Genomic DNA, 25735 nt, shown 5'->3' on the forward strand with positions numbered 1-25735 from the left:
CCGTGGGCCCAAATCCCACCAACCGATACCATTACTCCTTATCGGTAGCAGTATATGTCCACTCCATGTTTTATTTTCCAAATACCCCCCGTTCTATTCACATTGTACTCACTGCTGTTCAATCCCTAATTTAAGGTATGAATATTTTTGGATTTAGAAATGAAAAAAGACCTCCCGTCGTTCAATTATGAACTTCGAGAGGGTCCCTTGTATGTTTACTATTTATTTTTTAATACTTCAATACCTTTAAGCAACTGAGTGTCTTCTTTTTCAAGCTTCGTACGGAGAAGCTCAATTAATCGATATCCAGTTTTGTCATCAAACTGTCCAGTTGCTTGCAAGCCTTCTGCCGATTGGAACTTTTTGAGTGCATTTTCCGTTTCTACATCGAATACACCTTCTGCTCCAACTGGCCCATAGCCCAATTCCTTCAACATCGTTTGAATCGTCTTCACGTCGTCGCCATAGCTGCCACGTTTCATCTCTACTCCAATAGCAAGCGGTCTTAGAGTTGCATAATCAGGAAGCGGTACGACATGATCAGGGGCTACACCCTCCTTGTTTATCCAAACACCCCCCGGTGTTTTCCACTGGGCTTCCGTAAGTGTCAATACAGATCCGTCAGGGAACTGATTAAATGCCTGAACGACACCTTTGCCATACGTTTTTTCGCCTATTACAACAGCTCCAGCAGATTCCTTAAGTGCAGCAGCCATTACTTCGCTTGCGCTAGCGGAACGATTATTAACAAGAACAGCTATTGGAATCGTCCATTGGTCCTTCTGATGTGAGCGGTAGCTAATAATATTACTTTCATTTTTGTATACAACGTCCAATATTTTTTTATCTTTTGGTATTAGTATGCTTGCAATATCAATCGTTGATTTCAAAAGCCCGCCCGGATTCGATCGCATGTCGAGCAATAAACCCTTTAATGGACCTTCTTTCTCAAGCTTTGCAAGCTCAGCTTCAAATTCCTTAGCTGTGTCTTCTGCAAATCGACTAATCGTCACATGACCGATATCGCCTGCAAGTCGTTCAGAAGTGACTGTATGTACAGGAATGGCAGCACGCTTAAGCGTAACTTTAAGCGGTTCTTTCTCCCCTCCTCTTAGAAGTGTCAACGTAACAGATGAACCTTCTTCGCCACGGACAAGGGCAAGAAGTTCATGGAAGGACTTCCCTTTCATTTCCTTCCCATCCACTTCCAAAATCGCATCGCCAGGCAACACCCCGCCACGCTCCGCCGGCATATCTTTAATAACCGTTGTAATAATGAATAGTCCTTCTTCTTGCCTCATCTCAGCACCTATGCCATAAAACTGTCCTTCATAGGATTGCGTATATTCCTCCCCTTTTTCTCCAACCAAATATTGCGAATAAGGGTCTTCAAGCGATGCGACCATTCCCTCCGCCGCACCATTAATTAACTTTCCAGGTGTAGCGCCATCCAAGTAATCATTTAATATTTTTGTGTACGAAGCATTCAATTGCTTAAATTCTGGTTCCTTTAAAATAGGATAACGCATACTTGTTGAGAGCATTCCAAAAACATAACCGATTCCGATCAGCAATACTATCCCAATAACATATAAGAAGCCCGATCGTTGCTTAGCTGGTGTATCAGTGTAGTTGTTCATTCCATTATCTCCTTGTATGTATGCTAGTTTTTCGCTACAATCATCCTTATTGTTACTATAGTGACAGGGAGAGGAGCTACACCCCTAGTATGTATAAGCTGATTGCCATTGATGTAGACGATACATTATTAAATGATGAACTAATTGTGACCGAAGGTACAAAAAAAGCAATGGAGGCCGCTATTGCACAAGGTGTGACCGTCACACTGGCCACTGGACGTATGTTCGCTTCCGCTCAAAAGATCGCGAGCCAAATTAATCTTAATGTACCTATTATTACTTATCAGGGAGCACTCGTCAAAACACTGCTCGACGGACAAGTATTATATGAACGGTATGTGCCTATAGATGCAGCTAAAGAACTCCACGCTTACTGTGAGAAAAACGGACTTCATCTTCAGCTGTATGTAAATGATGAACTTTATGGCGCACATGATAATGATCGAATAAAAGCCTACTCAGAGCTTACTAATATTCCATATCGTATCGAACCAGACACGAATAAACTCATCGAGCAACCGATGAACAAACTACTCATTATCGACGAACCGGAGCGTCTGGATGAGATCGCTCTCGAGCTTCAACCGCTTATTGGAGATCGTGTTCATATTACGAAGTCAAAAGCGCACTACTTGGAGTTTATGCATAAGGAAGGAACAAAAGGACATGCACTCCAATTTTTGGCTTCTCACCTTGGCTGCACGATGAATGAAACGATTGCAATCGGAGATGCGTGGAACGATCGTGAGATGATTGAAGCAGCAGGACTTGGTGTTGCGATGGGAAATGCTGTTGATACGTTGAAGGCACTTGCCGATTACGTTACTCTTTCAAACAACGATGATGGTGTGAAACATGTTATTGATAAATTTGTACTAAAAAGTACCGAAAAAGCGTAAACGGCTAAAACCGTCCTTTGGAGGCTTAGCTTACGTTTCGCGGAGAAATATAAGCCTCTTATATGATGAAAAACTTATAAGTTCTTATATTTTAAACGAACAGCCCCGTGAGTAAATCACGGGGCTGTCCCTTAAAGGAGTGATATAACATTGAGTGATAGATGTCCGCTATGTGGAGAAAACAACAAATGCGAGATGGAGCAATCCGCCCCGCTTTCCGACTGCTGGTGCTTCCACACAACTATTCCTAAAGAACTGCTCGCACTTATTCCAGAGACTAGCCTTGGTAAAGCTTGTATATGTAATAACTGCGTCAAAAACTTCAGAAATTCAGCTTCAAAGAATGACTCCTTGAAAATCCCCCATGCACCATAACGATAAACTCTTATTTCACTTATGCTAATACAAGTGACGGCATTCGAACGATGCGATCACAAATGGCATCCGCATCCTCTTGGTCATGCGTCACCAAAATGGACGTAATGCCTGATATCCGCAAGAGCCCCCTCAGCTCTTCCCGTATACTTGCTCTAAGGTCTGCATCGAGATTACTAAAGGGTTCGTCCATTAAGAGCAGCTTCGGCTTTGGAGCGAGTGCGCGGGCGAATGCGACACGTTGCTGCTGACCTCCGCTCAGTTCATGAGGATAACGTTTCCCATAACTCTCAAGCCTCACCAGCTCCAACATCTCAGACACACGTTCCTTACGCTCCGAGCGGCCCATGTTGTGCAGACCGAATGCTACATTTTGTGCAACTGTCATATGAGGAAATAAAGCGTAGTCCTGAAACACCATTCCAACTCCGCGGCGCTCAGGCTGAACACAATGAAGATCACTAACCATCGTTACACCATCAATATTCAAAGTTCCAGCTTTAGGCGTTTCTAGACCGGCAACTAGTCTCAGAAATGTGCTTTTCCCACTGCCGCTCTGCCCTAGCAGCCCTACAATTTCCCCTTGATTCAGATCTAGTGAAAAGTCCACAATCACATCAGAGGAGGAACCTGGATAGGCGTAAGTCATATTGTTCACTGATACAAATGTCATTCCGTTCCCCTCCTTCCCATCCAATGATATAGGCATACTGACACGATGCCGAGCACGATAATTAGCAAGGACGGGATAGAAGCTTGATGGATTTGCTCGTCACTTGCGTATTGATAAGCTTTCGTTGATAAAGTATCAAAGTTAAAAGGCCGAAGCAGTAATGTCAGCGGGAGTTCTTTTACAATCTCCATAAAAGCAAGAATACCTCCTGTTAACAGTGCACCTTTAATTAATGGCAAATCCACTTTAAAAAACGTTGCAGTCATTCCATGTCCGAGCATCCTCGAAGCTTCCGAATAACGGTTGCCAATCTTGTCATACCCCGCATCAACTGCATTAAAACCAACCGATACGAATCTGATTACAAATGCAAAAACAAGCATAATTAATGACATACTTAGCACCAGCTTGTTCGATCCGAGCCCTAACGCCTCATAAAATCCCGCCAGTCTCTTATCTACCGATATAAAAACTGCCAAAACTCCAATCGACATCACTGCCCCTGGAATCGAATATCCCATCGAAAGCAGTTTGCTGAGCGTTAGTGTAAAGGTTGAGCGCCAAGTACGATTTACATTAGCAGCAACTACAGCAAGTATCATAATGAAGAGAACTGCAAAAAACGATACAAGCAATGTATTCCCAATCATAGTAATGAACTTATCATTCCAAATATCAGAATATGTCCAAGTGGCCCACACTATTAATTGTGTAACTGGGATAAAAAACGATAATAGTGTCACCACTGTACAGAAACTAATAACTAATGTACTGCCCATGTAACCAAGTGAAATTCGGCGAAGCGGGGTGCTTCGATTGACGGGACTATGATATCTTTTCCTCCGGCGCAACAATCTCTCAGCTATGAATATGCCAATGATTATACTCATTAACAATCCAGCCAAACGAATCGCAGAATCAACATCATACATACCGAACCATGTTTTGAAAATTGCAGTAGTAAACGTCTGCAGTCCAAAATGTTTGGATACGCCATAATCATTAAGTACTTCAAAAGCAACAAGACTTGCACCGCCAACGATAGCACCTTGTGATAATGGGAGCACAATTTTGAAAAATATAGCTACAGGATGTCTACCGAGAAGCCTAGCATTCTCGATGTAAGACGCACTGTGCTTTTCCAAGAACGTTCTTGTTATTAAGTATACATATGGAAAAAGGGATAACGAAAATATGAAAATTGCGCCCTCCATCGACATAATATCAAAATAATTTTGATCGATTGTTAGTCCCAGCCTATTGCGCAAAAAAAGTTGGATACTGCCCGTGTAACTGAACATTTCCCCATACGTATATGCAGCGATATAGGGAGGAATCGCAAGTGGAAGCACGAGTACAAACGAAAAAAATTTCCGCAAAGGAAACTCATAAGCTGCCGTCAGCCAAGCTAATGAAACACCGATAATTAATGTAACGAATACAGCACCTACTACAAGAATCACTGACTCCCAAGCATAATCAATTAGCATATATTGCTTTATATGAGCCCAATTTTCATTCGGTTTGCTAAGTAGACCCGTCAAAATATAAAGAGACGGAAGAAGAGCTGCAAGAGCCCCTATTCCGCTTATTAACATCCAACCATTTATTTTGTGCTTAAATCTAAGGAGATGAGATAGTTTCTTCATCCTATTTCCAGTCAGCTTTATTCATAAGCTCAGTTGCTTTTTTGTTAAATTCGTTTAGTTTCGCGTAATCAAGCTCTTGCGTTTTGAACTCTCCCCACTCTTTATGCAATGCAGGGACTTCGGCTTTCTCATTGACTGGGAACTCGAAGCTGCTGTTAATCAATTTTTCTTGAGCTTCTTTACCAGTCATATATTCAATTAGTTTAATAGCGTTTTCTTTGTTTTTTGCATGTGCAGCAAGACCAATACCACTAATATTCAAATGTGTACCTGTAGTGGACTGGTTCGGGAAAAATATGCCAATGTTTTGAGCTACTTTAACTTCTTCAGCATCTTTGGAGTTAAGCATTTGACCAACATAATACGTATTCATAATCGCTAAATCACCTAGACCAGCTACTACTGCTTTCGCTTGGTCACGGTCGCCGCCTTCTGGATCACGAGCAAGATTTCCTGCAATACCTTTAGCCCATTGCTCTGTTTGTGCTTCACCGTTCAACGCGATCATTGAAGCTACAAGCGATTGGTTGTAAAGATTTCCAGAGGTACGAACAAGCACTTTGCCTTTCCATTGCTCTTCAGTCAAAGCTTCATAAGTCGATAGTTGTTCTGGCTTAACGCGATCTTTAGCATATGCGATTATGCGCGCTCTTGTAGCTACGCCAACCCAGTTGTTGTCCTTATCACGGAATTTCGCTGGAACATTACCATTAATAACATCTGACTTGATAGGTTGTAGAACGCCGTTTTCTTTCGCATAATTCAGCACGCCACCATCTACTGTAATAAATAGATCTGCTTCTGAGCTTTCGCCTTCACGCTTCATACGTTCAACAAGCTCTTCAGCTGTACCTTTAATTTCATTTACGACGATACCTGTTTGTTTCTCGAATTCATCAAACAATGCAAAATCTATATCATAATGTCTAGCCGTGAATACATTAACGACTTGATTCTTTTTCGCCGCTCCTGCATTTTCAACAGCTTTCTCTTCACCTTTGCTACTTTCTGAACCACATGCAGACAAAACGAATACTGCCATCATCATTAGTGTAAGAAAACCTGCTACATACTTCTGTCTCATCGTTTGACTCCCTCTCGTTTCCGATCGTTTTATTTGATAATGAATATCATTACCAAACTTATTGTATATGATGAAAATGAGAAAACGCTGTGAAAACGAAAATAATACAGGCTATTTCTTGATTGTCGAATGAATTGGGATAATCATAATTGCGCTTGTCCCTCCTTCGGGATGGCTTAACAAGCGAATATCTCCCTTTATGTTCATTGCAATATGTTTTGCAATAGATAACCCTAGGCCGTAACCCTCACTACTGCCGTTTCTCGATTTGTCCGCACGGTAGAAACGATCCCAAACAAATGGCATATCCTCCTCCGAAATCCCAATGCCAAAATCTTTTACCGTAAGCGTCACATTCTCTTTGTTACTCGAGCCACAAATGACTATATCTTTACTGTTCCCCGAATACTTAATTGCATTGTCAACAAAAATATGAATAATTTGCTCCAGCTGAATGTCACTCATTTTCAGTGTCAAACCTTGAAGCGGATCAATCTCAAGTTGGAATTTAAAATGTGGATGAACAACTTCTATCTTCTTAACTGCCTCCGATATCACTTCGACTGGGTTGGAACAACACTCATTCACTTTTATTGCATTCAATTGTTCTGCACGGGATAAGACTAACAAATCTTCCACCAGACCTTTCAGTCGAACTAATTCGGTCATAGAAATTTGTAGCGACTCCTCCAGCACTTTTGGATCGTTTTTTCCCCATCTGCGCAAGAGTGCCAAATGTCCTTCAATAATAGCGATTGGAGTCCGAAGTTCATGAGAAGCATCCTCCACAAATTGTTTTTGCTGATGAAACGATCGTTCCACTTGATCCATCATGTCGTTAAACATCTTTTTAAGTGATGAGATGTCGTCATTGGCACTGCCAGGTGACATTCTCTCTTGCAGTCCATTTTGTTTTACTTTTCGGATTGTTTCATTCATCGATTGCAAAGGTTTCATGAGCCCTCTAGCCAACAATTGACCACCTAATCCACATATGATGATGCCCACAAAACAGCTTATCAGCATAATGCGATAAAATGCCGTTATTAACCGCTCAATTTCACCTATACTTCGAACAACCTCCACCGTTCCTTGAAAGCTGAATATCGTAATAGGTTTCCTCATAACAATCATTTCGTTTTCTACAAATAACACATCTCTGCTATGTTCGTCCGTTAGCTTTCGATTAACCCATTGCTCAGACATATTATCTGCTGCAACCACAATGGGCTCCCCTTCCTCTGACAATATTCTAATCATGCCATTCCGCACATTTTCTCTTTCCAAAAAAGTAAGAATAAGAGCATGATTTTGTTGTTCCAGAGTAATTTCTTTGGCGAGCAGTACGTTAAGAAGTTCTTTCATCTCTCGTTCAATTCGTTGTTCTTCCTGCTTCATCATCCACTTTTCTACAAATACGAATTGGACGACATTGTTAGCAACAAACAGAAGACATAACAATAGAGCCGCCCATATCGTCAGCTTCCAATGTATAGGGATGTATGAGAAAATCGATAATATTCGCTTCATTTCCGCATCACATATCCGATACCGCGAACGGATTCTATATAGCTAGTCGTACCAGGGAGATCAATTTTATTACGCAAGTATCGAACGTAAACATCTACGACATTCGTATCCACCACTGCATTATAGCCCCACACTATATCAAGCAACGTTTCTCTATGCAGCACGCGATTAATATTTTTCATAAAAGCCTCCAGCAATGCGAATTCACGTTTCGTTAAATCGATTGTATCCGTTCCGCGGCTAACGATTCGGGAAGATGAATCAAGTCGCAAAATACCGCAGCTGAGCAGGTACTGGCTTTCTTCGACTACTTCTTGCTGTCTTCGGAACACTACTCTAATTCTTGCCAATAGCTCTTCAATCGCAAAAGGTTTCGAAATATAATCGTCTGCTCCACTATCGAGTCCAGAAACTCGATCCGTAATACTATCTCTAGCGGTAATCATCAATATCGGTACTTGCTTCATCTTTCTGATCCTCTTACATACTTCTAAACCATCTATTCCAGGTAACATGAGATCCAATAAAATGATGTCCCATTGTTCTGCCAAAGCCAGCTCCAATCCCGTAGTTCCATCCAAAGCAGTAGTTACAGCAAAACCCTCGTGTTGAAGTTCCAACTCAATAAATCTCGCAAGATTAACCTCATCTTCAATGAGTAAAATACGTCTCAAAACTTAGTCCCTCCTTTTTCTACTATACCGGACACTCCATCATCTTCCCCATTCTAGTGACATCCATTCTCAGCGTCAAATGGAATAAGAAAAAAGCTATACAGTAAGAGAACCTGTATAGCCATTCGTTTTCTATAGGGAAATCCACATATGTTGTCTTATAATTAGGATACAGCTTTGCTGCCACGCTTGCATGTTTCTTTCGAGCAACTCTGATAAGTACCAGTGAAATCAAGCCTATGATCAATTACTTTGAACCCATATTCCTTCTCCAAACGCTCTTCAATCTCAGTCAACCAGTCTTCCTTAATTTCTTCGAGTGATCCGCACTTCTGACAAATCAAATGATGATGCATATGTTCATGATCATCGCCTCTTAGGTCGAATCGAGCTACACCGTCACCAAAATTCATCTTGGCTACAATTTGTAGTTCTGAGAGTAACTCTAGTGTGCGATATACCGTCGCAAGTCCGATCTCAGGAAATTTACTCTTTACAAGCATATACACATCTTCTGCACTAAGATGATCTTGTTCATTCTCAAGCAAAACGCGAACGATGATTTCACGTTGTGTCGTCAGCTTGTATCCGTTCTCCATCAAACACTTTTTTACTTTATCGATTTCAGCTGTAACACCCATTCTATCACTCCTTCGATATTGATCCCATCTATAGTCAACTATTTAATCGATTGGTATGCTAACTAATTAGAATTATTCTAATCTAATGGTATTCGATTTCCAATGAGAAAGCAACCGTCGTTTATTTAGAAATAGCAAAATAGCCGTACAGTATCGAATCCTGTACGGCCATTTTTTATCTGGAATAATGAAGAACGAGAGTAAGGCCACTAGCGTTTTTCAGATTGTACATTATATACCAGCTAATACTTGATACCAAACACCTTTTTTAGAATACAGCTCCTCACGAACCTGATCCCATCCGCCTAAATATCCGATATCAAATAACCCTTCGGGTGTTACAAATTGCTCCTTGGTCTCTTCTGCAACTACACGATTTAGGGAACGGAATCCATGCTTGACGAACAGTCGCTGTACTTCCTCACTATGTAGATAGTCAACGAATGCTTCAGCAACTGCCCTGGTCCCATGTTTATCTACATTTTTATCAACAACTGCTGCTGGGTTTTCGATTATAATGGTATGTTTAGGAATAACGATGTCATACTGAACGCCCTTATTAATACGAGCACGCAGTTCATTTTCATACGTAACGATAACATCGCCTACTCCGTACTCGAAAGCTGCCATCGAAGCTCTTCCGCTCTTATCTAGAGACTCGACATTGGCATGTATGGCACTCAAAAATTCCTTCGCATATTGAGGAGATTTTTCACCGGTTTGTTCTTCCGAAATTTTCAGGCCAGCGCCATAGATGGCATTAATATCCCATTGTGCGCCACCCGAAGTTTTAGGATTCGGATACAGAACCTTAACTCCATCACGACCTAAATCAGACCAATCTTTAATCGCTAGCGGATTGCCTGTACGTGTACCAAGAACAACGATAGAGCTAGTAATCATACCGCCCCCGTGCTTAGCTTTCCAATCATGAGTTATAAACCCTGCACTAGCAATTTTGCCAATATCGCCTTCCATTGCAAGAACTGCTACATCAGCATCAAAACCTCCGACGATCGCTCTTGCTTGTGTACCCGATGCCTCATATGACTCTTGGAACGTTACTCGCTGCCCCGTTTTCTGGAGCCAATCGGCTTGAAACTTAGGGAGCAACTCTGCGAAAGCATCCTTTACAACAGAATATGCTCCAATTACTAACGTAACATCACCGTCAACTGCTTCATTTCCATTACTCGGAACTGCTTTGTTGCTGCATCCAGTCGCTGCCATTAATAGTAAGAGGGCAAGTAGCACTGGAAATAATCGCCTTGCTGTTATTTGAATTTGTATCATCATAACAACACTCTTTCTACGGGGTCGACCCCTTAAATATGAATTGGCATTGGATCTACTTTAAGCGGATTTTCCATAATCCAACTATCGAAATCATTAAATAGGTAAGCACGATGCACAAGAACATTTACTGCTTCACCGGGATGGAGCACATCCTTCTCCAGTGATCGATACGTAATAAGCTTCGTCTTGCCAACTTCCAGCTCAACCATCCATTCACTACCGCGGAAATGCAGATGCTTTACAGTCGCCGGCATCGTTGCTGACGCAAGCTTAATTTCACCTGGTTTACCGATCTCAATATATTCAGGACGAATTAGTGCTTTTGTTTCTATATCGCTAAAAGAATTTTCGAAACCTTTCAGTGAAGAGATATCTTCAACGATAGACGATTCCCCAATAAAGCTTGCAACAAATGGTGTTTCAGGGCTTTTATAAATATCCCAAGGACTGCCCTTCTGTTCTAGCTGTCCTTTATTAATGATCATAATTTCATCCGCTACCTCAATTGCTTCCTCTTGATCATGGGTGACAAAAATAGAGGTAATACCAACACGCTCAATCATATCCTTAAGCCATGTGCGAAGCTCCGAACGAATTTTCGCATCGATTGCAGCAAACGGTTCATCAAGAAGTAACAATTGCGGCTCAGGTGCAAGCGCTCTAGCGAATGCAACCCGCTGACGCTGACCGCCCGAGAGCTGATGCGGATAACGGTGTTCGAATCCTTTTAGACCCGTTAGCTCCACTAGGTACATCACTCGCTCACGAATTTGTTCTTTGGATTGTTTCTTAACTTTCAAGCCAAACGCAACATTATCGTATACTGTCATATGTTTGAACAGTGCATAGTTTTGAAAAACGAAGCCGATACCGCGCTCTTGCGGCGGGAGATCATTAACCCGCTTGCCATGAAACACGATGTCGCCAGAGGTTGGTGTCTCAAGACCCGCCAACATACGAAGAATGGACGTTTTCCCCCCTCCGCTTGGTCCAAGCAGACCAATCAGCTTTCCCTTTTCGATGTCAAAGCTTACATTTCTGACTGCGTGGAAATCACCGAAGCTTTTGTCCAAATTGCGCACTTCAATATGCATCGTTAATGCACTTCCTTTCGTTTTTTGGACCATTCCATTAGGAGCAACAACGCTACAGAGAATGTCGCAAGCACTAGCGCAATACCATTAGCTGCAACGACATTAAAATTTTCTACATCCTGATAAACCAATGTTGTCGCCGTCTGAGTTTTGTTCATTATATTTCCTGAGACGACAAGCACTGCACCGAACTCGCCCAATGAACGTGCAACAGTTAGGACAACCCCATATATGACACCCCAGCGTATAGAGGGCCATGTAACTTTCCAGAAGGTATACCACGAATAAGCACCTAAAGTGGATGCTGCTTCCTCTTGCTGTGCACCAATCTCTTGAAGAACAGGCATTACTTCACGCACCATAATGGGGAACGTAACAAACAATGTCGCCAAAATCATACCTGGCAATGCATAAACAATTTTGATCCCAGCATCTTCAAAAAAAGCACCCATTACAGCATTCGGCCCAAGAATGAGCACGATCATGAGACCGCCAATAACCGGCGATACCGCAAACGGTAGATCAACAATACTGTTAAGCAGTCGCTTCAGCTTTACTCCAAGCCATTCTGCTCGAACAAGATAAAGGGCAAGCATTACACCAAACAGCGTATTAATGACAGTTACAACAACAACTATTATGCCAGTCATCATTAAAGCATGAAGGGATTGGGGTCGTAATAGTGCATCAAGGAAACCATCAACTCCATCCTCCCATGCACCAGTGAAAATCTTAACGAGTGGTGCTATAAGAAGAATTCCGAATACGATATAGGTCAAAATAATCCAGAGCTTTCTAACCGTCATAGTCCTGACCTCCTAGCTTGAAGAAGGTTGACTACCCAGAGTATGAGGAAGGACAACGTAAGAAGCATGACAGATACTGCTGCCGCTCCTTGAGGATTGTTGCTTTCGATTTCACCAAAAATATATACCGATGCGACTAATGTTTTCCCGGGAATATTGCCTGCTACGAGCACTACTGCACCAAACTCAGCAAGTCCTCTGGAGAAAGCGAGCATAGCTCCGCTCAAGATGCCGGGAAGCATCGCAGGGAAGATAACACGGATAAACGTAATCGTTTTGGACGCACCTAACATATAGGCTGCTTCCTCTTCTGATTTGTCCAGTTCCTCAAGTAGAGGCTGAATCGCACGAATAACAAATGGAAATGTAACAAATAACATTGCTACAACAATAGCTGGTTCATGAAACACAATTTCTAAACCAATCGACTCTGCTAATGAGCCTACTAAGCTATTAGGTCCAAGCAGTAATAGGATCAGTAGTCCACCAACAGCAGTTGGAAGTGCAAATGGCAAATCCACAAGGCTATTCAATAAACTTCTACCAGGGAATCGGTAGCGGATCAACACCCAGCCAATCATCGTACCAAGCAAAATATTAATTATAGTAGCGATAGCTGCCAGCTTGATCGTTAATAGTACAGCCTTCCAAGCGAGTGGATCAGTAACACTCTCCCAAAATGGAGTCCAGCCTAGTGAAAAGGATTGCGTATAAATCCCGAATATCGGCAATACGATTAGGAAGATAAAATAAAGCATAATTGCTGATCTAAATCCAAAGCTCCAACCTTTTCCCCGAAATAAAGCATTCACTATGACTAACCCTCCAAACCATCGGCTCGTGCCGTCGGTAATACCGTACTCATAATTACATAATTCCTATGAGCTTACTAGGTATTATAAATGTAGCATCCCCCGCTAAAGGAAGTCAATGGTAAATAACATAAATTTTAAAGTTTTATTCGATTTGCTTATATTTTGGAAATGCAATAATAAGCGGGTTCCACACCTCAGATGAGCTTTGAAATTGTAGACTATTATGATCATCATGATTCAAAAAGGAGTTTACACAAATCGTTTTTTATGTAAAATATATAAAAATATCGACATGGCCTTTTTCACACATTTAGATATTAAATTGGGTATCCCATATTTACTTACAGCATTGTTCTTTGCTCACATATTTAAAACGTTTTTGATACCGGCCGGTTCAAAATACATTCTATTTAAGAAAGAAGTGAGTAACACTTATGAAACAGAAAATGTATATCCATTTAAAAAAACATTTTCTTATTATCCCCCTCGCTATTGTCCTCACATTACTGGTTTCACAAACAGTAGAAGCTTATGTCGCATACAAGCTACAAAGTGTACCTGCAATTAAACAAGAAAAAACCAATTGGTGTAACTTATCCTAATAATGATGGGCATGCGCTAGTCATTTACGGCTACTATCAAGATACTAATAGCTCTAAAGAAGACGTTTATTTCATTGACCCTTCGAATAAATCAAAAAAAATATTAAGCTATAGTAACTTCGTCAGTAATGCTGGATTTACATGGGCATCTACTGTTCAAAATATATATTAAAAGGAGGTAGATTCTTTGTGAAACACCTTTTTAAATGTATAGTAATCATTACTTTGACCACTTGCCTACTTATCCCTGGATTAGTTCATGCTGACACTACGCAAAACATCACTAGATATGCGGACAAAAATATTCGAGAAGCAGTCGAGAAAGATTTTAATACTTATCAGCCCTCACTAGATAATGCAAAAAAAATGTTAGAAGCGACCGATGAACTTTCGTTAATATATAACATGCAACATGACATATATGCCCTTGAAGTCGCAACATTAACAGGAGAGAGAAGTATCCTTACAATGAGAGACAATATGTTTTTGAATATTAAAAAGCATGAACGTATCTCTCTGACTCAATTTAACAATACCATTCAAAGTATCAACGCTGAAAATGCATCTGAACAAACCGTAAATGGCGTTATACAGTTAGGTGGTGGCGGTAGCTCAGATGGCGAAGCAAACTCATCTAAACCACCAATCATTAATTTACCATCCATCATTATCTTATCAATTATTGCAATTGGGCTTATTACATTGATGTGGATACGCAAACGTAAGTCCCCACAATAAACTTTTTGTATTAAAATGAATAAGAGAATGCTCAGCTTCTTTAAGCAGAGCATTCTCTCTACGTACATTTTTTTTCAGGGGGATTTTCATGAAAAAAATAGCAATGATGGTTACCATAATTCTGCTCTTTTTAACTGCTTGCAGCAAACAAGAAGGTCCACCTGTAGAATTACTTAGATATTTGGAAAACAAAAAGTTTAAGATTATATCTTATGAGGGACGACAACCAAGTTTTCTTTTAACAAAAGAGAATCTGTTAAATAGCTCGTATATGATGAGTTGGGGATTACAGGATCCAGACCTAGACCTAATTAAGCTGTTGGGCAAAACCGTTTACGTTGAAAAATTTGTTGTAACAAACCATCCTATTTCAACTGCAAACGTAGATGTAATCGTCTTTGTTATTGACAATAAACCAATTGGAGGAATTTCTAATGAGTCACCGAATAACAATGTTATTCAATTAGGTGGTGGATATTCAATTGATGGTAAGACGATAGAAGAAGTGCACGATATGAACTTTGATGAATGGCAAACTTACTGGATGGATAAGTACAGTAAATAGTTAACGAGAGTACGACCATATAATCGATTATTGTACCTATCATTTCGTTTTTCTTCGCATCACCTTCACAGCGATAAACGCACAGCAGGCTACAAGCAAACAACCAACAATTATTATAGCTGTTGTATTCATCAAAGCTCCTCCTCTACAATTGATATATTTTTATTCATTATGAGCTCCTACATTTGACTGAACATCGTAAGCATTAAGGGCATTAATGCTATAGGTGAGCTCCGTATATTTAAATAATGATTATGGAATGAAACTTCATAATAAGAATGTCCAAGATCCAACGCTTCGACTTCTATATAGTTAGATATCTAACTATATGATGAAGACTGACCTATTTATTTACTGCAATCATAAATGTTAATAGCTAGTATAAGACTGGCATGTGATATGGACAAATCCACCTAATCAAAATTTTTGTCCACTCGCCTCATCCAATGCAGCATTAACTCAATTTCCTGATCTGAGAAGCCTTGGCGAATCATCTTCTCGCCTTCTTCAACAATAGATAAACAAACATCTTTAACTGACATTGCTTTTTCCGTCAAAAAGATTCGATTAATTCGAGTATCAACTTTATCTTGAACGCGGCGAATCATTTCTTTTTTCTCTAAACCACGAAGTAAAAATGTCATGGAAGCTGGTTGGATGCCGAGAATACTTACCATCTCCTTTTGGGTGAGTCCTTCTTGTTCCCATAAAATAATAAGAACACCCAATTGCGAGTTTGTAAGACCTTGCTCTTCAAGACGATTGTCTAAATAATTACAAGCGTTCCTAAAGTTCTTTTTCAGCCAAAATCCAATGGATCCATTTAGTGTCGTATTCATCGTGGTCTCCCTTTTCTTACCGCTCTTAAGTTACATACTCATTATAAACGTTTGTCACGTTTATGAACATGCTACCAAAGAGACTCTTACTCACTAACTTTTGTACTGTCTAATCTTTTGGCTCCAATACATGATCCACCCTGCAACATAACAAATTAAGCAACCAAAAAACTTGGGCCTCTTAGAGTTGATGGAGCATGCTTTCATAGAAATCACCTCATTCTATTATCAGTTAGATATCTAACTATATGGTAGTTGTTTTACCTATATATGTCAACATTATAACTTCTTGGACTGGTAAACGTAACAAAGAGTCGAGCACCGTTAGGGCTCGACTCTTTGTTACGTTTACTCACCATCAATGAAGTATAATTCTTCACCTATCGTGATAATACCTTGTCCTTGCGTTAGGTCAGTGATCCAATCAATAAATGATTCCGAATCTGGCGATTCAGGCAAACACCGCACCTTCACTCTATCGGTGAAATCAGTACCGCCAACTCGTGTACCACGTCCATGAAGCTCATTTTCCAGCTTACCATACCACGTATAATCTACGTCAACAAACACTTCACGGTGAAGCACCTTTACAATTTCATCAGCTGCTTCAATCCCAGCAACTGCTCCATCTGTATAAGCTCTTACAAGACCACCAGCGCCTAACATGATGCCTCCGAAGTAACGGGTAACGACAACAACAACATTTTTGAGACCTTTATTTTTAATGACCTCAAGAATAGGCTTGCCAGCTGTTCCGCTGGGCTCACCGTCATCTGAAGCCTTCTGCCACTGGTCTCGTTCACCTACGACATAAGCCGAGCAGTTGTGCGTTGCTGACCGGTGCAGTCGCTTAATCTCATCGATGTAAGCAACTGCCTCCTCTTCCGTTTCAACCGGCTTCGCATATCCGATAAAACGAGACCTCTTAATAACGATCTCCTTATTCGATTCAGCTCTGACAGTGGAGTATCTATTTAACATCATTTAAAATCCCCTAGTCTTTCCTACTACAAGCGAGCTTCCAACTCCGCTTTTTCCTTCTCGAATCCTGGTTTGCCAAGCAAAGCGAACATATTGCTCTTGTATGCTTCAACTCCTGGCTGGTCGAATGGATTAACGCCTAGCAAGTAGCCGCTGATTCCACAAGCCTTTTCGAAGAAGTAAACAAGATAACCAAATGTATATGGTGTCATATCTGCTATATTTACAATTAGGTTAGGCACTTGTCCATCAGTATGAGCAAGAAGCGTTCCCTCGAATGCCTTTTTATTTACGAAGTCCATCGTTTTACCTGCTAAGAAGTTTAGACCATCCAGATCATCAGCATCTGCTTGGATCGTAATATGCTCCCCTACTTCTCTTACTTGAATGACAGTTTCAAAGATATTACGGTTACCTTCTTGAATAAATTGGCCCATGGAATGCAAATCCGTCGAGAAGTCAACAGCAGCCGGGTAAATACCTTTGTAATCTTTGCCTTCACTTTCACCAAATAGTTGCTTCCACCATTCCGATACGAAATGCAAAGCTGGCTCATAGTTCGCAAGTATTTCAGTTGCTTTACCTTTACGGTATAGAGCATTACGTGCTGCAGCGTATTGGTAAGCTTCATTTTCTGCTAGGTTAGGATTGCTGTATTCTTTTGCTGCATCTGCCGCACCTTGCATAATCGCATCAACATCAATACCGGCAACCGCGATTGGAAGCAATCCAACAGCTGTTAGAACAGAGTAACGTCCACCAACGTCATCAGGAATGATGAAGGACTCATAACCCTCTTCAGAAGAAAGCTTTTTAAGTGCTCCTTTCTCCTTATCAGTTGTTGCGTAAATACGTTTGCGAGCCTCTTCCTTGCCATATTTCTTCTCAAGCTCAGCACGGAAAATACGGAAAGCAATAGCAGGCTCAGTCGTTGTACCCGATTTGGAGATAACGTTAATTGACCAGTCTCTACCCTCTAGCAATTGCAATAAATGAGTAACATAGTTCGAGCTAATATTGTTTCCTGCAAATAATACTTGCGGAGTTTTACGTTGTTCCTTCGATTGAATATTATAGAAAGAATGCGACAACATTTCAATTGCTGCACGAGCGCCCAAATAGGAACCGCCAATACCAATGACGATCAATACTTCAGAGTCAGATTGAATTTTCTCGGATGCCTTCTTAATACGAGCGAATTCTTCTTTATCATAGTTTGAAGGCAGATCAATCCAGCCCAAGTAGTCTGAGCCTGCACCAGTGCCATTATGTAGTTGCTCATGAGCAACACGCACTTGATCCGTCAAATAATCAATTTCATGTTGACCTACAAAAGGTAGAGCTTTGCTATAATCGAATTTAATTGTTTTACTCATAATAACGAATACCTCCTAAATTGTTCGAACTTGTCCTTCCCGTAATAGGAGAACGACTTTCAACTTTTAATTAAGAATATCGGATTACATAGGTAAACACAAGCAAAGGCCGAGTGAAAAGTAGATGAAGAATTAGTAAAACGTTAGACTCTTTTTTAGTAATAAGGCGAGATCATCAAGTAGACGATAACACCAGTCAAGCTGACATAAAGCCAAATCGGCATCGTCCAGCGCGCTATTTTCCTATGCTTATCAATTTGATTCGAAAGACCTCGAGCAACGGAGAGCAAGGCAAGCGGCACGACAACGATAGCTAGGACGATATGTGTTAGCAAGATAAAAAAGTAAATACTTCTTACAATGCCTTCGCCGCCAAAAGGCGTCGATTCAGTCAAATAATGATAAGTAACATAAGAAACTAGGAATAGTGTTGTAGTCGTGAACGCCAGACCGATAAATGTACGATGCATCTTTATATTCTTCTTGAGAATTGCGATTAAAGCTACAATCAGCGCAAGAAACGTGAAGCTATTAAATATCGCATTCAACATCGGCAATATCTTTACATCGAAGCCGATTTCCCCGTCATACGCAGGCAGGAAAAACAGTATGGCGATAAGCGCTACAATGACGACAGTAAGCACAGCTACTAACGGCGTGTAGTTTTTTTCTTTCATTCGTTACGAACCTCCAATTTTCAACTCAGTTGTATATGTTAACTTTAGCCGATTTGTATGAAAGGATTCAATGCGTGAGCAGGTTCTATTGTCACAAAATAACGAATCTTTGCTGAATTGACTATTTTGAAAGTGGTTAACTTGTTAAATGACCCAATAATAGGAAAGGAACCCTTCGCATCCCGAAGGGTTCCTTCTCCATCAAATGTCTATTCGTAGATGTATGAGCAGCAGTAGTCCGTAACTTCAGCAACTTGTAGCTTAAACTTTGTGTTGGCTGGAACGTTGAACACGCCTTCTCCTTGGATATGCAGCCATTCGGATTCACCAGGCAGTAGAACCTTAAGATCACCAGCCAAAATCTCCATAATTTCAAGACAATCCGTACCGAACTCGTACTCGCCAGGCATCATGATGCCAAGCGTTTTTTTCGTGCCGTCTGCGAACAGAACAGCACGGCTCGTTACTTTGCCGTCAAAGTATACATTTGCTTTTTTGACAACAGATACATTTTCAAATTGAGACATGATGAAGTGTGCTCCTTTATATATGGGATTAATGACTAGAAGCCGTTATTATAGCATTGCTTTCACTTTGCTAACGACATTCTCGACCGTAAAACCGTATTCTTTAATTACACGATCACCAGGTGCCGATGCGCCAAAGCGGTCAATCGCAAGGATATCGCCTTGATCGCCAGTGTAACGCTCCCAACCAAACGGATGAGCCATCTCGATAGCTAGACGTGCTTTTACTTCAGGCAACAACACGGAATTTTTGTATTCCTTCGATTGTTTCTCGAATAGATCCCAGCTTGGCATACTAATAACACGAACGAAAATGCCTTGTTCAGCTAGTTCCTTCTGAGCAGCAACAGCGAGTTGAACCTCAGACCCAGTTGCAATAATTTGCGCTTGCGGGCTGCCATTAGCAGCATCAGATACAACATAAGCACCCTTGCGGATATTATCACGAGCACCACTTACTGTACCTTCTAGAATCGGCAAGTTTTGACGCGTAAGCACTAGTGCAACAGGGTTAGACTTATTCTCAACTGCGTATGCCCAAGCAGCAGAAGTTTCATTGCCATCCGCAGGACGGATAACTGTCAAACCTGGAATAATGCGAATTGATGCAAGTTGCTCGATCGGCTCATGTGTTGGGCCATCTTCCCCAACAGCGATACTGTCATGTGTTAGCACATATACAACTGGCTGATTCATTAGAGCAGCAAGACGAATAGCTGGACGCAAGTAGTCAGTAAATACAAAGAAAGTTCCGCCGAATACTTTCATACCCGTATGCAAGCTAATACCGTTCATAGCTGCTGCCATACCAAACTCACGTACACCGAAATAGATATTACGGCCATCGTAGCTGCCTGGCTTGAACTGTGCAATACCTTTCAAATGAGTCATCGTTGAGCTTTCAAGGTCAGCAGATCCGCCTGCAAGACTTGGAACGTTTTTCGCAAGACCGTTCAAAGCGTTACCGGAAGCTACACGAGTAGACAAAGGCTTGTCTTCCGTTGTATAGTGCGGAAGTTCCGCATCCCAACCTTCTGGAAGGTCGCCGGATATTGCAAGCTCGAATTGAGCAGCCAGCTCTGGATATGCTTCTTTATAAGATGCAAATTGAGCATTCCACTCTCCGTTAGCCGCTTCACCTTGACCTTTTACATCACCAAAATGTGCTCTAACCTCATCAGGTACATGGAACTGGTGATCTTCTGACCATCCATAATATTGCTTCGTAAGTTTTGTCTCATCTGTACCTAGCGGGGAACCATGCGTTCCAAGGTGTCCACCTTTGCCGCCTTTATTCGGGCTGCCATAGCCGATAACTGTCTTAACTTCAATCAAAGTTGGCTTGTTTAGTTCTTTTTGCGCTTCTGCAACAGCATTGGACAATGCCGCTAGATCATTTCCGTTTTCTACACGAAGCACTTGCCAGCCATATCCTTCAAAACGACTTTGAACGGTTTCGGAATAAGACAAACTTAGCTCGCCATCAAGCGAGATGTCATTGGAATCATACATAACTACGAGCTTGCCAAGTTGCAAGTGACCTGCAAGTGAAGCCGCTTCATGAGAAATTCCCTCCATGAGATCGCCGTCGCCGCAAATCGAATATGTGAAATGATTAATAATTTTGAAGTTTTCTTTGTTATAAACAGCACCAAGATGTGCTTCTGCCATTGCCATACCAACAGCCATCCCTAGCCCTTGTCCAAGTGGACCAGTCGTTGCGTCTACGCCCGCTGTGTGACCGAATTCAGGATGTCCAGGTGTTAGCGAACCCCATTGGCGGAAGTTTTGAAGCTCTTCCATAGGAAGATCATAACCTGACAAATGAAGCAAGCTGTATAGCAGCATTGATCCATGTCCCGCAGACAATACGAAACGATCACGGTTAACCCACTCTGGGTTGGAAGGATTATGCTTCATTGTTTTTGCAAACAACTGGTAGCCCATTGGTGCTGCACCCATCGGCATTCCTGGATGTCCAGATTTCGCCTTTTCAATTGCATCGATAGCAAGTGTACGAATAGTATCTATAGAAAGTTGTTCTATTGATCTTTGATTTTCAGTCATATTATTTTCCTCCTATTGTTTCGGCAATCGAGTTTACTCATATGTCGCCGAAGCCTTGAAATATTGTATCACTGTCGCTTAATTGAATACAACCGTCTTGTTCTGGTGAACAAGAACTCTATCCTCGATATGCCATTTTACTGCTCTAGCTAAAACAACACGTTCAATTGTCCGTCCAATTCGTTTCAAATCATCTACATTGTCCCGATGGCTTACACGTTGAACGTCTTGTTCGATAATCGGACCACCGTCAAGCTCCTCAGTTACATAATGTGCCGTAGCACCAATAATTTTCACTCCACGATTATACGCTTGTGCGTAAGGCTTACCTCCAACAAATGCAGGAAGGAAAGAATGGTGGATATTGATAATCCGGTTCGGGAAGTGCTCGATAAACTTAGGAGAGATAATTTGCATATATCGTGCGAGCACAATTATGTCCGCTTTATCTGCAACAACTTCCATCTGCTTACGCTCAGCTTCTGCCTTTGTCTCTGCGGTAATCGGGATATGATAATACGGAATGCCAAATGATTCAACCAGTTCTCTCATGTCCGGATGGTTACTAATAACCATAGAGATATCCGCGTCTAAATCACCTGCGCGCCATTGCCACAAGAGCTCAAGTAAGCAATGATCTTCCTTCGATACAAACACAGCAAGACGCTTCTTGCGGCTTGCACGAAATGTATGCCACTTCATTTCGAAACGATCCGCAACTCGTGCGAAATCCTCCACCAAAATAGGCAACTCTTTATCGAGATCAGTTAAATCAAATTCAAAGCGAATAAAGAACATACCGCCCTCTGGGTCCATCGTATATTGATCCGATTGTACGATATTCGCTCCATGCTCATAAAGAAAATGCGATACGGCAGCAACGATACCAGGACGATCTGGACATGAAATCAACATCCGTGCACGTCCATTATTATCCCTCGAAGCATTAGGTTTAGGCATGTTATGTGGTTGGGATGACATGACTTTCATTCTTCCTTTTCTATTATGAATTTTGTTTATACGAAATTATGTTCTTGCAAGCAAGTCCTTGCCAGCAAACCAAGCCGTCAATCGTTGATTAACTTGCTCCTCAGAAAGGTCATTGGACAATGCTTCGCCAGCAATGATCAAATCATACAGACGCTCCATTGGCTCACGTGGATCAGCTTTTTTTGCTTTTGCGTCGCTTTTCAGTAGTGACCATGTGTCAAGCACATAACCTCTTGGATCTATCTCCTGTTTGCTGAAGAAGTGATGCAGACGCTCCACATCATTTAAGAATTCATCACCAAACCGCGATCTCACTTCACCGCGAAGAAGTGCAATTTCAACTTCATACATCGGACGCTCAGTCTTGTCCTCTTTTCCAATCCATGGTGTTTCCAATATAAATGGACGACCCTTTAGCCCTTCATGATTAACAATTGATGAAATAGCTTGTTGTCCAAGCCAGCCCGCTCCAATTGGTGCATGACGGTCCTTGCTTGCTCCACGATCATTTTTGCTATCGTTAACGTGAACGACTGCTACGCGATTTAGTCCAACTACACGATCAAATTGACTAAGCACTCCGTCTAAATCATTGATCAAATCATAGCCTGAATCATGCATATGGCAAGTATCCATACAAACGGTAAGCCGCTCATTATGAGTAACTTTATCCATTATCGCAGCGATCTCTTCAAAACTTCTGCCGATTTCTGTACCTTTCCCTGCCATCGTCTCAAGTGCAATGTTGACATTTGTACCGTTCGTTCCAGCCAGAACCTCATTCAGTCCCTCTGCGATACGCGAAATTCCAAACTCTGCATCTTTATCTGTATATGCACCAGGGTGCAAGACGATATTACGTACACCAATTGCATCCGTTCTGCGAATTTCTTCTTGAAGGAAATTCACAGCAAGCTCGAACGTATCTTCCTTGTAAGAACCTAAGTTTACAATGTATGGCGCATGTACGACAATTTCATCGATACCCGCCTTAGCCATTAATGCCTTACCTTCTTCAATATATAACGATTCAATCGGTTTGCGCCGAGTGTTTTGCGGAGCTCCGGTATAGATCATAAATGTACTTGAGCCGTACGAAATGGCCTCTTTAGCTGCTGTCTGCAACCCCTTGTCCGAAAATGATACATGGGAACCTATTTTTAACATTGATTAAACGCCCCTTTCGGTTGATCACACCTTATTTTACAAGGAATGTCGAAATAAATCTAGGAATACGCTATAATTCATTATTGAGGTGACAGACAATGATGGATAAAACGCCGGATTGGTTCATGTATTTTATTGCTTTCTGGGCAATCGTCATGGTTATAGCCATGTCCATTGGTGGCTTTTTTATGTTCCGCAAGTTTTTAAAGGTGCTGCCAATGAGAGACGGTAAATCAAAACTTGATTGGCAAAACTATTGGGTGGATCGCAGCCGCAGTATGTGGAACGAACCTTCCAAGCAGTTTCTAGATGTACTGGTTTCTCCAGTACCAGTCGCATTCCGGGATATTGCGAAACATTCCATTGCAGCTAGGATCGGGCAAGTTGCTATTGAGCATGGCGCTACGAGTGTAACTCGAGACCATTGCATAGAGGGCTACATAAGAGCTACACCTAAACGTGATTATCGCAGCTTAGTAAGCTTTCTTGATAAAAATGAAATCGATTACTCAGCATTTAAACATTTGCTGAACAAATAATCTGGGCTGCAAGGGATGGCCCCGTCTACGAATATATGCAACCTCCACGCCCATTTTTTCGTTTTAGTATACAGGAGGTGGTTCATCATGAACTTATCAAACAAAAGAAGAACAAAAGCCGCAACCGCTAGTGCCGTCGTCCTTGCAATTATGTTAACTATGTCAGCATGTGGCTCAAATGCTAAGGATCCAAGTGCCGATAATACCCAGGGCAACATTCCAACCGTCGCTCCAACTGATAATTTGCCAGAAGAAACTGGGATAGCAGAACCTGAAACGCCAATAGACAATGGAACCAATAGTGAAAATAATGGTGAAGAAGTTCCAACAAGTAATCCAATTAGTGCTGAAGGCATTTATACAGGACAAATTGATTCCAACTCGATTGAGATAACAACTAGTGCCGGTGCAGATTCTTACCGAATTACTGAAGAACTTACAGCTGTTATTGAAGCTTTGCCTTCTGACAGCAAAGTGAAATTCGAATATACGAGTAAAGTAGATGAGAGTGATTCATCCATTAAGCTGCTCTATCTAACAAAAATTGAAGAAATAAAATAGTTTCCGATAAGGAGATCGTATATAATGCGGGTTGCAATTGCCGGAGGAACTGGTTTTATTGGAAAAGCGTTAACGAAGGCACTTCTAGAGCGTGGAGACACCGTGTGGATCATAACACGAAAAAAATCTTCCGAGCATGTTGCAAGTAATACGAACATTCAATTCGTGACATGGGACGAGCTTGAGCGGGACTCTTCACCACTTGAAAGTTTGGATGCTATCGTTAATTTGTCTGGTGAGTCCATCAATCAAAGATGGACAGCTTCAGCGAAGAAACGTATACTCCATTCCAGACTATGGACTGCTGCAAATGTTGCCACCTTAATAAAGTCGTTATCTAATAAACCATCGGTCGTTATTAACGCCTCCGGCATATCTGCTTACGGGATCTCTCAGGACGAAGTATTTGATGAGTACAGCAAAACAAATGTAACGGACTATCTGTCTGAGGTCGTCAAACAGTGGGAAGAAGCTGCTGACAGCATCCCAGTAGAACGTTTAGTAAAACTGCGAATTGGTGTCGTTTTGGATGCTAAAGGCGGGGCTTTCCCGATAATGGCCCTTCCTTACCGGCTTTTTGGCGGTGGGAAAATCGGCAGCGGACAACAAGGATTATCCTGGATTCATATCGAGGATATGATAGGACTTATACTTTATTGCTTGGACAATGAAACTATGCGTGGTCCTATTAATGCTTCCGCCCCAGATCCAGTGTCCAATGATGCCTTCGGTCGAGCAATCGGTCATGCTATGGGTAGACCACATTGGTTTCCAGTTCCCAGCATTCTCATGCGATTATTATTTGGGGAAATGGCCACTTTATTGCTTGATGGTCAGCGTGCAGTTCCTAAAAAAGCACAGGATAACGGATATATTTTCCGTTACCCAAATGTCCAAAGTGCTATGCGTCAATTGGTTGGCCGATAACTT

At 41.5% G+C, this 25735-nt stretch carries 27 protein-coding genes; 8 read left to right on the forward strand and 19 right to left on the reverse strand.

The window, feature by feature from the left end; translation table 11 throughout:
- Positions 1 to 218: 218 nt before the first annotated feature.
- Complete coding sequence (locus tag MFF31_RS01810; protein ID WP_238186463.1) at positions 219 to 1640, reverse strand: S41 family peptidase; 1422 nt, start codon at positions 1638 to 1640, stop codon at positions 219 to 221.
- 89 nt (positions 1641 to 1729) lie between these two features.
- Between MFF31_RS01810 and MFF31_RS01815 the strand changes: the two genes are divergently transcribed.
- On the forward strand, positions 1730 to 2539 hold the full coding sequence (locus MFF31_RS01815; RefSeq protein WP_238186464.1) for a Cof-type HAD-IIB family hydrolase: 810 nt from the start codon (positions 1730 to 1732) through the stop codon (positions 2537 to 2539).
- A gap of 150 nt (positions 2540 to 2689) precedes the next feature.
- Positions 2690 to 2914, forward strand: a complete 225-nt coding sequence (locus MFF31_RS01820; RefSeq protein ID WP_282570409.1) for a cysteine-rich CWC family protein — start codon at positions 2690 to 2692, stop codon at positions 2912 to 2914.
- A gap of 19 nt (positions 2915 to 2933) precedes the next feature.
- Here the strand turns inward: MFF31_RS01820 and MFF31_RS01825 are convergent, their stop codons facing one another.
- The 10 genes from MFF31_RS01825 to cysT form a co-directional block, all read right to left on the reverse strand.
- The gene (locus MFF31_RS01825; RefSeq protein WP_238186465.1) at positions 2934 to 3587 is read right to left on the reverse strand and encodes an ABC transporter ATP-binding protein; all 654 of its coding nucleotides are present in this window, start codon (positions 3585 to 3587) and stop codon (positions 2934 to 2936) included.
- A complete protein-coding gene (locus MFF31_RS01830) occupies positions 3584 to 5236 on the reverse strand; it encodes an ABC transporter permease (protein WP_238186466.1) in 1653 nt (550 codons plus the stop codon). Before MFF31_RS01830 ends, MFF31_RS01825 begins: the two co-directional genes overlap by 4 nt.
- Before the next feature lies 1 nt (position 5237).
- Positions 5238 to 6320 (reverse strand): Fe(3+) ABC transporter substrate-binding protein, encoded by a 1083-nt coding sequence (locus MFF31_RS01835; protein ID WP_238186467.1) that lies wholly within the window; start codon positions 6318 to 6320, stop codon positions 5238 to 5240.
- 111 nt (positions 6321 to 6431) lie between these two features.
- Complete coding sequence (locus tag MFF31_RS01840) at positions 6432 to 7850, reverse strand: sensor histidine kinase (RefSeq protein WP_238186468.1); 1419 nt, start codon at positions 7848 to 7850, stop codon at positions 6432 to 6434.
- The gene (locus MFF31_RS01845; RefSeq protein ID WP_238186469.1) at positions 7847 to 8524 is read right to left on the reverse strand and encodes a response regulator transcription factor; all 678 of its coding nucleotides are present in this window, start codon (positions 8522 to 8524) and stop codon (positions 7847 to 7849) included. Before MFF31_RS01845 ends, MFF31_RS01840 begins: the two co-directional genes overlap by 4 nt.
- Positions 8525 to 8688: 164 nt before the next feature.
- The gene (fur, locus tag MFF31_RS01850) at positions 8689 to 9165 is read right to left on the reverse strand and encodes a ferric iron uptake transcriptional regulator (RefSeq protein WP_238186470.1); all 477 of its coding nucleotides are present in this window, start codon (positions 9163 to 9165) and stop codon (positions 8689 to 8691) included.
- A gap of 231 nt (positions 9166 to 9396) precedes the next feature.
- Positions 9397 to 10458, reverse strand: a complete 1062-nt coding sequence (locus tag MFF31_RS01855; RefSeq protein ID WP_238188446.1) for a sulfate ABC transporter substrate-binding protein — start codon at positions 10456 to 10458, stop codon at positions 9397 to 9399.
- A 32-nt stretch (positions 10459 to 10490) separates the two neighbouring features.
- Positions 10491 to 11555: a sulfate/molybdate ABC transporter ATP-binding protein gene (locus tag MFF31_RS01860; protein ID WP_238186471.1), complete on the reverse strand. Its 1065-nt coding sequence runs from the start codon at positions 11553 to 11555 to the stop codon at positions 10491 to 10493.
- 2 nt (positions 11556 to 11557) lie between these two features.
- Positions 11558 to 12361, reverse strand: coding sequence for a sulfate ABC transporter permease subunit (locus MFF31_RS01865; RefSeq protein WP_238186472.1), 804 nt, complete (start codon positions 12359 to 12361; stop codon positions 11558 to 11560).
- Entirely contained in the window at positions 12358 to 13119 is a 762-nt protein-coding gene (gene cysT, locus MFF31_RS01870; RefSeq protein ID WP_375541295.1) for a sulfate ABC transporter permease subunit CysT, read from the reverse strand. Before cysT ends, MFF31_RS01865 begins: the two co-directional genes overlap by 4 nt.
- Positions 13120 to 13707: 588 nt before the next feature.
- Here cysT and MFF31_RS01875 point away from each other — a divergent pair.
- From MFF31_RS01875 to MFF31_RS01885, 3 genes are all read left to right on the forward strand, one after another.
- A complete protein-coding gene (locus tag MFF31_RS01875) occupies positions 13708 to 13950 on the forward strand; it encodes a papain-like cysteine protease family protein (protein ID WP_238186474.1) in 243 nt (80 codons plus the stop codon).
- A gap of 17 nt (positions 13951 to 13967) precedes the next feature.
- Positions 13968 to 14516, forward strand: a complete 549-nt coding sequence (locus MFF31_RS01880) for a hypothetical protein (protein WP_238186475.1) — start codon at positions 13968 to 13970, stop codon at positions 14514 to 14516.
- An 88-nt stretch (positions 14517 to 14604) separates the two neighbouring features.
- Positions 14605 to 15081, forward strand: coding sequence for a DUF4830 domain-containing protein (locus MFF31_RS01885; RefSeq protein WP_238186476.1), 477 nt, complete (start codon positions 14605 to 14607; stop codon positions 15079 to 15081).
- 413 nt (positions 15082 to 15494) lie between these two features.
- On the opposite strand, the gene MFF31_RS01890 is transcribed toward MFF31_RS01885, so the two are convergent.
- From MFF31_RS01890 to MFF31_RS01925, 8 genes are all read right to left on the reverse strand, one after another.
- Positions 15495 to 15920, reverse strand: a complete 426-nt coding sequence (locus MFF31_RS01890) for a MarR family winged helix-turn-helix transcriptional regulator (protein WP_238186477.1) — start codon at positions 15918 to 15920, stop codon at positions 15495 to 15497.
- A 348-nt stretch (positions 15921 to 16268) separates the two neighbouring features.
- Positions 16269 to 16901: a YigZ family protein gene (locus MFF31_RS01895; RefSeq protein WP_238188447.1), complete on the reverse strand. Its 633-nt coding sequence runs from the start codon at positions 16899 to 16901 to the stop codon at positions 16269 to 16271.
- A gap of 26 nt (positions 16902 to 16927) precedes the next feature.
- The gene (locus tag MFF31_RS01900) at positions 16928 to 18277 is read right to left on the reverse strand and encodes a glucose-6-phosphate isomerase (protein ID WP_238186478.1); all 1350 of its coding nucleotides are present in this window, start codon (positions 18275 to 18277) and stop codon (positions 16928 to 16930) included.
- Positions 18278 to 18432: 155 nt separating this feature from the next.
- Positions 18433 to 18954, reverse strand: a complete 522-nt coding sequence (locus MFF31_RS01905) for a DUF420 domain-containing protein (RefSeq protein WP_238186479.1) — start codon at positions 18952 to 18954, stop codon at positions 18433 to 18435.
- A gap of 209 nt (positions 18955 to 19163) precedes the next feature.
- On the reverse strand, positions 19164 to 19481 hold the full coding sequence (gene ppnP / locus MFF31_RS01910; RefSeq protein WP_238186480.1) for a pyrimidine/purine nucleoside phosphorylase: 318 nt from the start codon (positions 19479 to 19481) through the stop codon (positions 19164 to 19166).
- Between the two features lie 48 nt (positions 19482 to 19529).
- Positions 19530 to 21548 (reverse strand): transketolase, encoded by a 2019-nt coding sequence (gene tkt / locus MFF31_RS01915; protein ID WP_238186481.1) that lies wholly within the window; start codon positions 21546 to 21548, stop codon positions 19530 to 19532.
- 78 nt (positions 21549 to 21626) lie between these two features.
- Positions 21627 to 22529 (reverse strand): formyltetrahydrofolate deformylase, encoded by a 903-nt coding sequence (gene purU / locus MFF31_RS01920; protein ID WP_238186482.1) that lies wholly within the window; start codon positions 22527 to 22529, stop codon positions 21627 to 21629.
- A 45-nt stretch (positions 22530 to 22574) separates the two neighbouring features.
- Entirely contained in the window at positions 22575 to 23705 is a 1131-nt protein-coding gene (locus MFF31_RS01925; protein ID WP_238186483.1) for a deoxyribonuclease IV, read from the reverse strand.
- Positions 23706 to 23806: 101 nt separating this feature from the next.
- Here MFF31_RS01925 and MFF31_RS01930 point away from each other — a divergent pair, with 101 nt between their 5' ends.
- The 3 genes from MFF31_RS01930 (at position 23807) to MFF31_RS01940 (ending at position 25732) form a co-directional block, all read left to right on the forward strand.
- Positions 23807 to 24244, forward strand: a complete 438-nt coding sequence (locus MFF31_RS01930) for a DUF2621 family protein (RefSeq protein ID WP_238188448.1) — start codon at positions 23807 to 23809, stop codon at positions 24242 to 24244.
- Between the two features lie 87 nt (positions 24245 to 24331).
- Positions 24332 to 24805 carry a hypothetical protein gene (locus MFF31_RS01935; protein ID WP_238186484.1) on the forward strand — a complete coding sequence of 158 codons (474 nt, stop codon included), beginning with the start codon at positions 24332 to 24334 and terminating at the stop codon, positions 24803 to 24805.
- 24 nt (positions 24806 to 24829) lie between these two features.
- Entirely contained in the window at positions 24830 to 25732 is a 903-nt protein-coding gene (locus tag MFF31_RS01940) for a TIGR01777 family oxidoreductase (protein WP_238186485.1), read from the forward strand.
- The last annotated feature ends 3 nt before the right edge of the window (positions 25733 to 25735 follow it).

The organism is Paenibacillus sp. L3-i20, from assembly GCF_022180385.2.
Classification (GTDB): domain Bacteria; phylum Bacillota; class Bacilli; order Paenibacillales; family Paenibacillaceae; genus Pristimantibacillus.